We start from the raw sequence: 14432 nt of genomic DNA, 5'->3' as shown, positions 1-14432 counted from the left end.
ATACTAAGTCATTCTATCATAAGAAAATCCTGCCAACAACTATATCTTTAAACTCTCTTGTAAAATCCGTCCTCTTATGATAATATAATGATAACTATTACTATTTTTCCAAAGGAGGCTTCTTATGAATACCAATGTTTTTCGCAATCTTTCTTATGGTGTTTACGTGATCTCTTCCCTGGACGGGAAACGCAATACCGGCTGCATCGCCAACAGCATCATGCAGATCACGTCTTCTCCCGCCACCATAGCCCTCAGTATGAATCACGACAACTTTACCAATTCTTGTATCGCAAAGTCTGGCAGATTCGCTATCTCCATCCTGTCCGAGAATTCAGATCCTTCTCTCATCGGAACTTTCGGCTTCCAGTCCGGAAGAGACGTGAATAAATTCGATGGAGTCGATCACCGGATGGAAAGCGGCCTTCCCATTGTCAATGATTCCTGCGGCTATATTGTCTGCCGGGTCATCGATCAGATGGAGACTTCCACCCATACCGTCTTCTTGGGCGAGGTCGTGGACGGGGACGTAAACAGCGCCGATCCAGCTATGACCTACGCTTACTATCACAAAGTCGTCAAGGGCAAGAGCCCCAAGAACGCTCCCACTTATCTTCCAGAAGAAGATGAGCCGTCAGGAAGGGCCGTTTGGAAATGCAGCGTATGCGGCTACGTATATGATGGAGAAACTCCCTTTGAAGAGCTTCCCGACACTTATACCTGCCCGATCTGCCGGCAGCCAAAAGAAAAATTCCAGAAAGTCAATTGATCCATTGGGGCCGGGGGATTTTTAAAAATCCCCCGGCCCCAATGGATCAAAACGTCCCGATCAGCCACTTCAGCAAAACCGGATTCACATAACATTCCAGTATGAGCCCTACAGCCGTAAGCAAGAGAAAGCACACTGTTTTCATCCGATTCCATTCCACTTTCGGATACTGAAAATAATACCAAAGAAGGATCACATAGGCCGCCCCATAAAAGAGAAAGTGGGGGAATAAAGCCATCAGGCACAAAGCGATCCCCTTGATCCCAATCTGCAGCACCGCGGAGGTCATTAGGAAGCCGCTGGAAAAGCCTGTCCAAAGCAGGAAAACCACCACTACCCATTTCCGCAGCTTTGTGCTTCCCAAGGCGCATGCCAAGATCAAGGGGATACTTCTCGCCCGCAGAATATACCACAGGAATTCTCCCGTATCAATGTCCATCTGCTGATACTGGCTTAAGAAATAGTTGCTGAAGCTTCCCGCGCTGGCGATATAGTCTTTCGACAAAAGATTGGTATACAAGATCCCAGCCAGAAATCCCAGCATAAAAAACAAAATGAAGTATCTTTTACTTTCCCGTATCTTCACAGACCGGCCTCCCTATCGTCAAGATACTTCATATATATGCCCAAAATCCTTAGATATGCTTATCGCTTCTTCAAATACTTCGCCTCATAGGCTAAGATCGCCCCGATGGTTTTTGCGTCCTCAATCCGGCCGGAGAATATCTGTTCCTTTAATTCTTCCAGAGAACACGCCTCCACTGCTACGTATTCATCCTCATCCAGATTCTGTCTGGAAGGGATCAGATTTCTTGCTACAAAAATCTCGATCTTTTCATCACAATAGGCGATGGTAGGCCTTAAAGTCAAAAGCCACTCCAAATGCTCACAGCGGTAACCTGTCTCTTCTTCTAATTCTCTTCCCGCGCAGACTTCTCCCGCTTCTTTTGGCCCGTCTAGTTTCCCAGCCGGGATCTCCAGCGCTTCCCGTCCAAGAGCGCTTCGGTACTGCCGCACCATCAAGATCCGGCCGTCTTCCAACACCGGAACCACTGCCGCGGCTCCATCATGATGGATATAATCCCAGTCCGCCCGGTTTCCATTGGCAAACTCCATGTGATCCTGATAAACTTCAATGATCGCGCCCCGATAGATCAGATCTCGCCCGATACGCCGAACTTCTTCACTCATTCTTTTTCCTCCTTTACTCTGCTTTTCTAAAACACAAAATGAAACAAAACAGGACCGGCGATGACACCGGTCCTGCTCTACATTTATCTTCTACTTGGCATAGTCAACCACACGGGATTCCCGAATGACGTTGACTTTGATCTGTCCAGGATATTCTAGCTCGTACTCGATCTGCTTCGCGATATCTCTGGCCATCAATACCATGTCTGCATCAGATACATGCTCTGGAACTACCATAACACGAATCTCTCTACCTGCCTGAATTGCAAAAGATTTGTCCACACCTTTAAACTGATTGGTGATATCCTCTAACTGTTTTAACCTGTTGGTATATGTTTCCAAAGTCTCTCTTCTCGCGCCCGGTCTTGCTGCGGATATCGTATCCGCGGCCTGTACCACGCAGGCGATCAGAGTCTGCGGCTCTACGTCGCCGTGATGTGCTTCCACTGCGTTAATAACGGTTGCCGATTCTTTGTACTTCCGACAAAGATCGACGCCGATCTGAATATGTGATCCTTCCACGTCATGGTCAATGGATTTCCCGATGTCATGAAGAAGTCCGGCCCGTTTTGCTACTCTGACATCCAGACCGATCTCTCCCGCGAGAAGTCCGGCAAGCTGCGCAACCTCAATAGAATGTTTCAGGGCATTCTGACCATAGCTGGTTCTGAATTTCATTCTTCCAAGAAGCTTAATAAGCTCTGGATGAATTCCATGAACGCCAACTTCAAGGGCTGCCGCCTCTCCTTCTTCACGGATCATTGCATCGACTTCTTTCTGCGCTTTTTCCACCATCTCTTCAATCCTTGCCGGATGGATCCTTCCATCCACGATCAGTTTCTCAAGCGCGATTCTTGCGACTTCTCTTCTGATAGGATCAAAACCAGAGAGCACTACAGCCTCTGGTGTATCATCAATGATCAATTCAACACCGGTCATCGTCTCAAGAGTACGGATATTCCGTCCCTCTCTTCCGATGATCCTTCCTTTCATTTCATCATTTGGAAGCTGGACTACAGAGATCGTCGTCTCCGCCACATGGTCGGCGGCGCATCTTTGGATCGCGTTGACAACATATTCCTTTGCCTTCTTATCCGCTTCTTCTTTCGCCTGCGCTTCCATCTCCTTGATCATTTTAGCAGTGTCATGTTTCACATCGTCTTCAACAGTTTTTAATAAATACTCTTTTGCTTGTTCGGAGGTAAGTCCTGAGATTCTTTCTAGTTCCTGTACTCGTTGCTTACTCAGCTCTTCCACTTTCGCTTCCCGCTGTTTCAGCTGCTCTTCTTTTGCTGCAAAGCTCGCTTCCCGCCTCTCGATCGCATCGGACTTCTTTTCTAAAGCCTCTTCCTTGGAAAGAACGCGTTTCTCGTAGCGCTGTAACTCCGCCCGGCGTTCTTTTGTCTCTTTTTCAAGTTCATTTTTATTCTTGATAGACTCTTCCTTAATTTCCAAGAGAGACTCCTTCTTCTTTGCCTCAGCCGTTTTCACCGCATCATCGATGATCTCTCTTGCCTTACTTTCCGCGTTTCCAATCTTGGATTCCGCGTTTTTCTTCAGACTGGAGATCGTGGCGAAGCGGCTGATGACTGCCGTTGCCAGGATCAGCACCACTGCCGCAGCAATTATGATTCCAATCGGCACAGGAGCACCTCCTTATTTAGTTTTCATTGTACGATTACAACACTTAAATTTTATACTGTTTTCACAAAGATGTCAAGCATTCCAGTCAGAAACCTGTATCACTTGACGGATATCATCATAAGAAAAGCCTTTCCTGGTCAAGAATCCGAGCATTTTCTGCCGGTCCTTATCATCCATTTCCCCCGGTATCCAGCCCTTTTTCTCTAAGATTTCCCGAATCGCTTCTCTGGAGTCTTCCTCTGAATAACACTCTTCCAAAGCCTGGTCGATCTCTTCTTTTTCAATCCCTTTCTCGCACAGTTTCGCGTAGATTTCTCTCCTGCTTTTCTTCCCCTTGCGGGTCTCGATAAAATTCCTGGCATAAGCGCCATCGTTGATATAACCAAAAGACCGGACATAATCAAGGGTCTCCCGAACAATGTCTTCCGGATAATGGTTCTGCTTCAGTTTCTGACGGAGCTGTTCCTCGGTTCTTCCCATATCATTCAGCAGATGGAGCGCCCGCAGCTTGGCGCGTTTTAAGACAACTTCCCTGCGGATCTGGCGGAAGGTCTCTACTTCTATATCGCTGCCCTTTGCCAGATGATATCTGGAAAGCTCGCCCTTATATAAGAGAAAGGCGAATTTCCCATCGATAAAAATCTTGTATCTTGCTCTGGATACCGCCTCAATCTCTGTAATGACCATTTACTTCTCCTTTGCCGGCTCTTTTGCGCTTCCCGCTGTTTTGGCGCCGGACTCTCCGCCGCCTTCCCCCTCGTCAGTTCCGCCTTCGAAGCGATAGTGTTCCCGGATCTTCTTCTCCAGTTCTTCCATGATTTCTTTGTGCTCTGCCAGGTACAATTTAGCGTTTTCTCTGCCCTGTCCGATCTTCTCTCCATTATATGAAAACCAGGCGCCGCTTTTATTTACCAGCCCTACCGTCACCGCCAGATCCAGGATGTCTCCCTCCTTGGAGATCCCTTTGCCAAACATGATGTCAAACTCAGCCTCTTTAAACGGCGGAGCGATCTTATTCTTCACGATCTTCACACGAGTCCGGTTTCCGACCATCTCTCCGCCCTGCTTCAAGGTCTCTGTCCTGCGCACATCCATCCGGATAGAGGAATAGAATTTCAGCGCCCGGCCGCCTGTAGTCGTCTCCGGATTTCCAAACATAACGCCCACTTTCTCTCTCAACTGGTTGATAAAGATCACTACACAGTTGGACTTGCTGATCACCGGCGTCAGTTTCCGAAGAGCCTGGGACATCAGTCTGGCCTGAAGTCCCACATGGGAATCTCCCATATCGCCCTCGATCTCCTGGCGGGGCACCAGCGCCGCCACCGAGTCAATGACGATAATATCCATCGCGCCGGAACGGACCATCGTCTCCGCGATCTCCAGCGCCTGGTCACCGCTGTCCGGCTGAGAGATGTACAGCTCGTCAATATCCACGCCGATATTTCCTGCATAGACCGGGTCCAGCGCATGTTCCGCATCGATAAATCCCGCGATGCCGCCTCTCTTTTGCACTTCCGCGATCATATGGAGAGCCACCGTAGTCTTACCGCTGGATTCCGGTCCATAGATCTCCACGATACGGCCTTTGGGGACCCCTCCAAGACCCAGGGCGATATCCAAGCTTAACGACCCTGTAGGCACCGTCTCTACGGCCACCCTTGCGGCCGGATCTCCCAGCTTCATGACCGTACCCTTTCCAAAATCCTTCTCCAACTTCGCGATCGCGGCGTCCAACGCCTTCTTCTTATCTTCATTACCTGCCATGATAAATTCTCCTTCTCGTTTCGAACTTATGTTCGCTTCTGGTTAATATAGTAGTATACTCGAAACAAAATGTCAACTAAAAAAACGGAATTTTCCAGCGGAAACCGCCAAGATAAAACTGTAGATCTTCCTCAAAGATAGGTTCACTATAGCACAGTTTTTCCCGGCGGTCAATCGCAAACAAACCCTGCCGCTTACAAAAAAGGACTGTGCTCAGCACAGTCCCATAAGCTGCTCATATTCTTCCTTTTTCTTCTCCCAATACTCCCGGTCTTCCTGGGTGATCTCCCGCAGGATGCGGCAGGGATTCCCTACGGCGATCACATTGTCTGGGATATCCTTTGTCACCACGGAACCAGAACCAATGACCACATTGTCCCCGATCGTCACTCCTGGATTGATCACCGCGCTTCCGCCGATCCACACGTTATTTCCGATGGTGACAGGCGCCCCAAATTCCAGGCCTTCGTTCCGCACTCCGGCGTCGATGGGATGCCCCGCTGTGTAGATCCCTACCTTGGGAGCCAGCATTACATTGTCTCCTATGCGCACATCGCACACATCGATGATCACACAATCGTAGTTGGCGTAGAAATCCTCTCCCACATAGATATTGCTGCCATAATCGCAATGGAAGGTCTGTTCTACATGGACCCGTTCTCCCGTACTTCCAAAGAGTTCCTTGATGACCTCTGCCCGCTTGTCCATCTCGTCTTCTGTCAGAGAATTGAAGATCCTTGTCAGCCTTCTGGCTCTCATGAAATCTTCTTTCAGCCGCGGATCTCCTAAAGGATTATACAATTTCCCTTTCAGCATCAGTTCTTTATCTGTCATACCAGTCTCCTGTTTTCCTATTTTATTTCTCCTTCACCCGCAAGACCACCGCTTCACAGGGCCGGAGCTTTAAATGGTCTCCGTCAAGCTGCGGAAGATCCTGGTTGAAAAGAAGCACCTCTTCTACCTGTTCCTCCAGCTTTAATTCCACCGCTTCTTCGCCAAAATTCGCCAGGATCAGCGCCTGCCGGTCCTGACCGGTCCGACGGAAGCCAAAGAGATTCTCTTCTTCCTGATAGGCCGGCTGGAAACTGCCGTATACAAACGTTTCCTTCCAGTCCTCACGTTTACGCAGGGCGATCAGCCTGCGGTAATAAGACAATACCGATTTTTCATCCTGCTCTTGTCTGGCCACATTCACCGTCTCATAATTGTCGTTGACCCGAAGCCACGGGGTTCCTGTGGTAAATCCCGCGTTCGCGCCAGCGTTCCACTGCATAGGCGTTCTGGCGTTATCCCGGCTGTTGCGGTAACAGATCTCCATCGCTTCTTCTTCCGTGTATCCCTGTGCCTTGGCAAGACGGTACTGATTCTTTGTCTCCAGATCGTCATACTCTTTGATATCCTTCATCCTGCAGTTGGTCATGCCGATCTCCTGCCCCTGGTAGATAAAAGGGATCCCTCTAAGAAGCACGCTGACGGTTCCCAGCATTTTTGCCCCATCCGCGTTTCTGGCATGAGGCGGCAGATACCTGGTGGCTCCCCTTGGCTCATCATGATTCTCAATGATATTGGAAAGGAACACCTTCCCCTGGCCATCCATCTGGGAATGAAAGATGGTATCCCTCCATGTTCCAAACGCGACTTCCGGAGCATCGTACCACCCATGTTCTCCCTGAGACAGAATATGGGGTCCAAAATCAAACATACTGCAGAAATACCCGTTTTCTCCTACAAACTCTTCCAGTTCATCCTCTTCCACGTTAAAGACTTCTCCCACCGTAAACGCCTGATGGGGCGCGAACGTACGGTCCCGCAGCTCTCCCAGGAATTCTCCGATCCCTTCCGCCTGCTCGATCATTTTCGTCACCGTGCTCAGTCCGTCCGGTCCATCCGGCTCAAATTCCGGGAAACTTAGATCCTTCTTGATATTGATGATCGCATCGATGCGGAATCCCGCGATCCCCTTGTCCAGCCACCAGTTGACCATCTCGTAGATCTTCTCCCGGACGACAGGATTTTCCCAGTTCAGATCCGGCTGCTCCTTCGCAAACACATGCAGATAATATTTATCCGATCCCGGTATTTTCTCCCAGGTGCTTCCGCCGAAATAAGAACGGTAATTGGTAGGCGCTTTTCCATCCTTTCCCTTTCTGAAGTAGAAATAATCCGCATATTCCCCTTCCGGATCCGCCAGCGCCTTCTGGAACCACTCATGCTGGTCGGAACAGTGATTTACCACCAGGTCCATCACGATCCCGATGCCCCGCTTCTTCGCTTCCTCAAGAAGAAGATCAAACTCTTCCATGGTGCCAAATTCTTCCGCGATCTTATAATAGTCAGAAATATCATATCCCTGATCTACAAAGGGGGACTGATAGATAGGAGAAAGCCAGATCAGATCGATCCCCAGATCTTTCAGATAGTCCAGTTTCTCAATGATCCCTTTTAAGTCTCCAATTCCATCGCCGTTTCCATCGTTAAAACTTTTTGGATAAATCTGATAAACAACCTTATCCTGCCACCATTTTCTCTCCATGGCAAACCCTCCTGTAATCCGTTTCTTTTTCAAAACTTATTACAGTATACATACTCTTTTTTGAAATTTCTTCTGTTATTTAATGCTATCACTACACTATTTTGACTTTTTCATCCATTCCCGGTACTCAGAAGGCGTCATTCCCTTGCAGCGGCGGAACCGGTTGATAAAGTACCCCGCGTTTTCATAACCGCACTGGACCGCAATATTCAAGATCTTATCCTGGGTCTGGGCAAGCAGCCGCGCCGCCTGGCTCACCCGCACATCATTTACATACTCCGTCAACGTCCTGCCCGTATGCTTCTTAAAATACCGGCAGAAATACTGAGTGTTCATCCCCGCCACATCCGCGATCTCATCTGCCGTGATCCTGCGGCTGTAATTTTGGCGGACAAATCCCAGCACCTTCTTCAAAGGCTCTATCCGCTCTGGGTCCTCTTCCTTCCCATGGTCTATGCGGATCATTCGCTCTTGTTCATAAAGGCTGGCCAAAAGCCGGAACAATCCCGCCTTCAGCCTTAAGTATGAGCCGATCTCTTTCTCTTTTGCCGCCTGCCAGATCTCCCGGTACAAACAGAGCGTTTCTGCCCACATCGCATCTCCTGGAGCCAGGAAAGATGAGACCTTTAATTTTCCTTCCATCCAAGGCGTGAGAATGGTATGCTGAATACTGTCGTAGGAAGCGGATTCCAGTATTTGAGGGGAAAATACTACCGCCGTTTCCACCGTTCCGCGCTCCATACGCAGAGAATGGATCTCCCCGCTCCCCACAAAGAACATGGCCGGCGCCTCTCCGCTGTATTGTTCCGCGTTGACCGTCACTTTATAACGGCCCTCTTTCATGAAAATAATCTCCGCCTCTTTATGCCAATGCAGCGGCACCTGGAAGTCCTCCTTCCCATCGAAGGAATATTCCGCGTAAGGATAATTCTGCGTTCCGTGGACCGCGTTTTCTTTTAACGTGTTCTTTTCCATTGGATTACCGCTCTTTGCACACATCGACCCAGCCTTTCGACCGGCTGTATGTTTCCAATTCCTCTATGGTAAGCTCGATCATGCTGTTAGAGCTTCCCGCCGCCGGAAACACCGTTTCAAACCGTTTCATGGAAACATCCAGGTACACGTCCACTCCTTCGTTGACCGCAAAAGGACAGACTCCTCCTACGCCGTGGCCCACCAAAGGCTCCACTTCCTCGAATTTTAACATCTGGGCTTTGCATCCAAACTGCTGCCGGTATTTCTTATTGTCGATCTTCTGGTCTCCAGCGGTCACCACCAACACCGCCCTATCTCCCTGGTGAAAGGAAAGGGTTTTCGCGATCCGCTCCGGCCCGCAGCCTAATGTAGCCGCCGCTTCCTCAACTGTCGCGCTGGAGGTTGCCTCCTCCCGCACTCTTTCTTCCATGCCGTACTGACGAAAATATGCTTTTACCTTATCGATTGCCATCTCTTGTATCTCCTTTTCACGTTCTGTGCTCTATTATAGGACCAGGAAGATGGAAAAGCAAGTAAAGAAAAGCCTCTCACAGCGCCCATCTCTTAACGATCTCTTCCAGGCACCACCCGAAGCTTCGCTCCCCGGATGCTTCAAGCGTCACCACTTCATACTCCCGGATCTTTTCTCCATCCAGCATGCACAGCACTTTTCCTGCCGTCTCGCCCGTTTCTACGGGAGCCTGCAAAGATCGGCGGTATTCTTCCCGGATCTCTACCTGTTCCTGCTTCCCAAGAAGGATCTGGAAGCTTTCCGGCTGTGGCAGGCCCGCCTTCACCCACGCCTCTTTCGCAAAGGGCGCTTCCTGGTCTGCTCCGCCATCTACCGGGATCTCCCGGATCTCCGGATCTACCTGAATCTCTTGATACTCATAATTTGCCAGTCCGTACTCCATCAGCCTGCGGGTATCCGACCACTTATAACTCTTGTTATTAGGCCATCCACAGGCCAGAAGAGCCACAATGAATGTCCGGTCTCCCTGCGCAAGGGCCCCCACATAGCAGTATCCCGCCTCAGCGGTAAAACCCGTCTTTCCGCTCAGCGCCCCTTCCATCATATCCAAAAAGGCATTGTGGTTGGTACAGGTAAAGCTGCGTTTCCCCGAACAGTCTGTAAATTGGTACGTCTTCGTTCGGGTGATCTGAAGAAACTCCTCCTTCTTTGGCGACTGGCTGATGCAATAACGCATGATCCTTGCAAGATCCGCGGCCGTAGTGGCGTGTACGCCTCCTTCGTCTTCTCCGTCCAGACCGTTGGGCGTCACAAAATGAGTATCCTTACACCCCAATTCCCTGGCCTTTTCATTCATCAGCCCGGCAAATTCCTCCACGCTCCCACTGATGCCTTCCGCGATCACAACCGCGCTGTCATTGTACGATTCCAGCATCAGGGCATAGAGAAGATCCCAGATGGCATACTCTTCTTTTCCTTTCACCCCAAGCCGAACCTTTGGCTGACTGGCGGCGTAGTCCGATACGACAGCTGTCTGGCCCTCTTCCATCTGTTCCAGCGCCAGGATACAGGTCATGATCTTAGTGGTACTGGCCATGGGCCGAACCTGAGTCTCATTTTTCCCAAATAAAATACGCCCGCTGCCGCCGTCCATCAGGACTGCGCACTGGGCGTAAAGATTTGAAGGCTCGTCTTGGCTTTCCCTGGCATATGCCGGAATACAGACTGGCTGCGCGGGCGCAAAAACCTGCGCGGCCGCAAGGCATATCAAAAGCACTCCGATCCCTATCGCTTTTTTTATTCGATCCGCCATAAACCATCCCGTCATTTCATCCCGTTCAGTTCAGTGTATGACCCAGGCGGTCCGTCTATGCTTTTTCCTTTCGTCAGATATCCAATTTCAATTGGACTTCTTCCTCCGCTTCCGTCTTGAAACTCTCCATCTGTTCCGGGTTCAGGCCCGGCAGATCATCAATGGAATGGATGCTGAATCTTCGCAGAAATTCTTCCGTCGTCTGAAATAAAAGCGGACGTCCCGGCGCATCCAGCCTTCCGGCCTCACAGACCAGATTATATTCCACCAGCTTATTGACCGCATGATCTGATTTCACTCCCCGGATCTTCTCGACTTCCAGCTTTGTTACCGGCTGTTTGTAAGCAATGATCGACAAAGTTTCCAGAAGCACGTCTGTCAGAACATATTTCCGCGGCTGTTTGGCTACCCGGATCAGATATTCGTACATTTCCGTCTTGGTGCACATTTGGAAAGAATCTTCCAATTCTACGATCCGTATTCCCCTGTCCTCCGCCTCATACTTGTCCATCATCTGATGGATGATCTTTCGTACCGTGTTCTCATCATGCTCCACGGCGGCGGCAATCTTGCTCAGTTCTACTGAATCTCCCATGGTAAAAAGGATCGCTTCGATCGCGCCTTCCAGTTTTTTAATCTCCACTCTATCCATACAACCTTTCCTAAATCTCTAATCCGCCGCCTTCCATGTGATTAAAATATCATCAAAAGGCTGTTCCTGCCGGGTTTGCATCGCCCCTTCTTTCATGAGCTGCAGAATCGCCAGAAATGTAACTACGATCTGCGTTCTGGAGCTTTGGCTGCTCAAAAGCTGCCGAAAACGAAAAGTCTTGCTCTTACGGGCGAATTCTCGGATATCTTCCATCTTCTGAGAGAGTGTTACCGTCTCCTTTTCGATCCTGCCAAACTTACTGCGCACTGGATCGATCTTATCCGCCTGTCTGCGGATCACATCCTGAAAAATATGATTTAACCGGCTCAGCGTCAGATCCCCCAGCAGCGCATCCATATCTATCGGTTCCACATATTCCTGCACCTCTTCCGGAATGGAAGGCGCCCGGTACAAGGCTCTTTGTCCGTCCACTTCCCGATCCCGCAGCTCGTAAGACATATACTTATACATCTTGTATTCCAAGAGCTGTTCCACCAGCTCCTGCCTTGGATCCTCTTCCTCTCCGTCCTCTTTGACCTCCTTGGGAAGGAGCATCCGGCACTTAATATCCAGCAGGGTGGCCGCCATGACCAGGAACTCACTCATCACATTCAGATCTTCCTTCTCCATGGCCCGGATATACTCCATATATTGGTTGGTGATCTCCACGATCGGGATGTCATAGATATCAATTTTATTCTTATCGATCAAATGCAGAAGAAGATCCAGCGGACCTTCAAACACCTGCAGTTTTACCGGAATTCCCATCTGTCTTCCTCATACTTTCCTAATGGCAACTTTATTATTATACAGGATTTTCTCCTTTTGCACAAGTATTCCCGGAAGCTTTCCCGTCACAATCCCGGGATGTTCCTCTCAGCCGGAGCAAAACAGCTTCCGCCGGATTGCCCAAACGAATGTGAAACGTATGGGTTCCTAGGCCCCTGCTCACAATGATCTCCTGATTTCCTTCCCGATATCTGCCGCCGGAATACGGAGGGAATAATTGAAAGCTGGGGGACAGTACCGCGCCGATTCCTGGCAGCCGCACCAGTCCTCCGTGAAAATGCCCGGACAAGATAAGATCCGCTCCCCACCGCGCATATTCCTCTATATAAGATGGATTATGGGCCAGCAGGATAGAAAATTCTTTTGTGTCACAGGCTCCGATCCGCTCTTTGATCTCGCTTTGTTCCAATTCCCTCTTATGAAAACGTGTATAGCCGTCCATCGGGATTTCCAATCCCGTAAGGCGAAGGCCGGCTCCTTTCAAAGGGCACTCCACCGTCTGATTCTCCAGAAATACTGCCCCGGCATCTTCTAACGCTTCCTTATACTCAAAATAAGATTCCTCATACCTGTCTGGATGCTCCTTCATCCGCTGTTCATGATTCCCATTGGCATAATAGACCGGGGCAATGGAAGGAAGTTTTTTCACAAATTCCAGAGCAGGTCCAACAGGATGTCCATTTTTCCCTACCAGCATATCCCCGCCGATCAAGATCAGATCTGGCGCTGTCTTTCTGACTGCCGCCAGCAGCCATTCATTTTCCTTTCCATATCTATGATTGTGCAGATCGCTTAAAAACAAAATCTTTGCTTCTTCCTTCAGATCCGCCAGCTTTTCTGAGGCAATCGCGTACTCTGTGACCTGAAATCCATGAAGTTCCCGGAGATTCTCAAAAAAGGCCAGCAAAGCTAAGCTCCCCGCCAATATTTTAAACCGTTTCATGTATTCCTCCTTCATTCCCTCGCCTTAGAATTCTCAAGTTCCGCGCGAAAAGCTTCATATAATTCCCGAATGTTCCGGTAAATATAGTCGGGCTGATAGGAAGTCTTGGCAAGATCTTCTGCTTTTGCCTCTCCTGTATATACCAGAGCAGTCTCCACTCCAGCGTTGATCCCACAGGCAATATCCGTATACAGACGGTCTCCCGCAACCAATATTTCCCGCTTATCCGCCCCCACTTGTTCCATGCACATAAAAACAATTTCTTTATTAGGCTTCCCAATATATAAAGGCTCCCGGTCTGTGGTCACATTCAGCATCTGACAGATTCCGCCGCAGTCCGGCATAAAACCATAAGCAGTGGGACAGCGCAGGTCCGGATTGGTCCCGATGTAGTCTACTTCCGGCCGGAACAAAAGCTGGCAGGCCTTCTCCACCTTTGGATAATCCAGCGTACTGTCAAAACCCACTACCACACAGGCCACATCCTCTTCCGCCTGATCAGTCACTTTCAAGCCAAAGCTTTTTACTTCCTCCACAAAAGAAGGCGTTCCCAAAACGAAAAGCTTCTTCCCTTGGTAATTCTGGGCCAGATATCGGCACGCGGCATAAGATGCCGTCATAAACTGGCTCTCCTCTGTCTCGATCCCCCACCTGGCAAATTTCTTCACATAATCTTTTCTGCTTTTCATAGAATTGTTGGTAATATAAAAAGACTTGCCTCCGACCGCATTGATATACTCGATCAATTCTCTGCTTCCGTCAAACAAAGTATCATCCACCGCCAAAGTGCCGTCTATATCAAACAAAAAATATTTCTTTTCCTGAAGCACTGCTTTTCTCCTTCTCCTACCGTCTTCCATCCAGTATAACAGATATCTTCTATTCTTTTCTACAGGAATCTGATAAAATCCATGTTAGGACTCTATATACATCTTTCTGATTTCTCTTGACATTCTTATTTTAACGTATTATTGTATTATATAGATAATACAAAACCCGGAAGCGAGGTGAAATCGATGCCATGGGATTTATCAAACGACCGACCGATCTATCTGCAGCTTATGGAAAGGATCCAACAGGATATCATCTCCGGTGCATATAAACCCGGAGACCGGCTGCCGTCCGTACGGGAACTGGCTCTTGACGCCGCTGTCAATCCCAACACCATGCAGAAAGCGCTCTCCGAGCTGGAACGGAGCGGTCTTGTATATTCACAGCGGACCAGCGGGAGATTTATTACGGAGGATAAACATATGCTAAAGGAATTAAAAAACCGGCTTGCGCAGGAACATGTCCGTGATTTTTTTGAGAAAATGAGACAGCTTGGTTTCCCAAAGGAGGAAACTCTTGCGCTGATCCAGGAAGCAATAAAGGAGGAACAATAA

At 49.1% G+C, this 14432-nt stretch carries 14 protein-coding genes and 2 pseudogenes; 2 read left to right on the top strand and 14 right to left on the bottom strand.

The features are described from left to right. Positions 1–124 precede the first annotated feature (124 nt). Positions 125–769, top strand: coding sequence for a flavin reductase (locus tag FND36_07400; GenBank protein ID QDW73875.1), 645 nt, complete (start codon positions 125–127; stop codon positions 767–769). Positions 770–815: 46 nt separating this feature from the next. On the opposite strand, the pseudogene FND36_07395 reads toward FND36_07400, so the two are convergent. The 14 genes and pseudogenes from FND36_07395 to FND36_07330 form a co-directional block, all read right to left on the bottom strand. Beyond that, a pseudogene (locus tag FND36_07395) lies at positions 816–1387 on the bottom strand (stage II sporulation protein M). 27 nt (positions 1388–1414) lie between these two features. Beyond that, positions 1415–1960 carry an NUDIX hydrolase gene (locus FND36_07390; protein QDW73874.1) on the bottom strand — a complete coding sequence of 182 codons (546 nt, stop codon included), beginning with the start codon at positions 1958–1960 and terminating at the stop codon, positions 1415–1417. 90 nt (positions 1961–2050) lie between these two features. Then, entirely contained in the window at positions 2051–3604 is a 1554-nt protein-coding gene (rny, locus tag FND36_07385; GenBank protein QDW73873.1) for a ribonuclease Y, read from the bottom strand. 72 nt (positions 3605–3676) lie between these two features. Further along, the gene (locus tag FND36_07380) at positions 3677–4291 is read right to left on the bottom strand and encodes a regulatory protein RecX (protein QDW73872.1); all 615 of its coding nucleotides are present in this window, start codon (positions 4289–4291) and stop codon (positions 3677–3679) included. An 81-nt stretch (positions 4292–4372) separates the two neighbouring features. After that, positions 4373–5371, bottom strand: a pseudogene (recA, locus tag FND36_07375) (recombinase RecA). A gap of 213 nt (positions 5372–5584) precedes the next feature. Further along, a complete protein-coding gene (locus FND36_07370) occupies positions 5585–6205 on the bottom strand; it encodes a sugar O-acetyltransferase (GenBank protein ID QDW73871.1) in 621 nt (206 codons plus the stop codon). A gap of 22 nt (positions 6206–6227) precedes the next feature. Then, positions 6228–7904 carry an alpha-glucosidase gene (locus FND36_07365; protein ID QDW73870.1) on the bottom strand — a complete coding sequence of 559 codons (1677 nt, stop codon included), beginning with the start codon at positions 7902–7904 and terminating at the stop codon, positions 6228–6230. A 96-nt stretch (positions 7905–8000) separates the two neighbouring features. Then, positions 8001–8903 carry a helix-turn-helix domain-containing protein gene (locus tag FND36_07360; protein QDW73869.1) on the bottom strand — a complete coding sequence of 301 codons (903 nt, stop codon included), beginning with the start codon at positions 8901–8903 and terminating at the stop codon, positions 8001–8003. Continuing rightward, positions 8884–9351, bottom strand: coding sequence for a YbaK/EbsC family protein (locus FND36_07355; protein ID QDW73868.1), 468 nt, complete (start codon positions 9349–9351; stop codon positions 8884–8886). Before FND36_07355 ends, FND36_07360 begins: the two co-directional genes overlap by 20 nt. A gap of 76 nt (positions 9352–9427) precedes the next feature. Continuing rightward, positions 9428–10663 (bottom strand): D-alanyl-D-alanine carboxypeptidase, encoded by a 1236-nt coding sequence (locus tag FND36_07350; protein QDW73867.1) that lies wholly within the window; start codon positions 10661–10663, stop codon positions 9428–9430. A gap of 73 nt (positions 10664–10736) precedes the next feature. Continuing rightward, positions 10737–11306 carry an SMC-Scp complex subunit ScpB gene (gene scpB / locus FND36_07345; GenBank protein QDW75572.1) on the bottom strand — a complete coding sequence of 190 codons (570 nt, stop codon included), beginning with the start codon at positions 11304–11306 and terminating at the stop codon, positions 10737–10739. A gap of 27 nt (positions 11307–11333) precedes the next feature. Then, the gene (locus FND36_07340) at positions 11334–12083 is read right to left on the bottom strand and encodes a segregation/condensation protein A (protein QDW73866.1); all 750 of its coding nucleotides are present in this window, start codon (positions 12081–12083) and stop codon (positions 11334–11336) included. A gap of 37 nt (positions 12084–12120) precedes the next feature. After that, entirely contained in the window at positions 12121–13062 is a 942-nt protein-coding gene (locus tag FND36_07335; GenBank protein ID QDW73865.1) for a metallophosphoesterase, read from the bottom strand. Further along, positions 13059–13907, bottom strand: a complete 849-nt coding sequence (locus tag FND36_07330; protein ID QDW73864.1) for an HAD-IIA family hydrolase — start codon at positions 13905–13907, stop codon at positions 13059–13061. The genes FND36_07335 and FND36_07330 overlap by 4 nt, the downstream gene beginning before the upstream one ends. 156 nt (positions 13908–14063) lie before the next feature. Between FND36_07330 and FND36_07325 the strand changes: the two genes are divergently transcribed. Then, complete coding sequence (locus tag FND36_07325; GenBank protein QDW73863.1) at positions 14064–14432, top strand: GntR family transcriptional regulator; 369 nt, start codon at positions 14064–14066, stop codon at positions 14430–14432.

The organism is Lachnospiraceae bacterium KGMB03038 (assembly GCA_007361935.1).
Taxonomy (GTDB): Bacteria; Bacillota; Clostridia; order Lachnospirales; family Lachnospiraceae; genus Massilistercora.
Note: the sequence above shows the minus strand (reverse complement) of the source record. Positions and strands in the feature narration are given on the sequence as shown.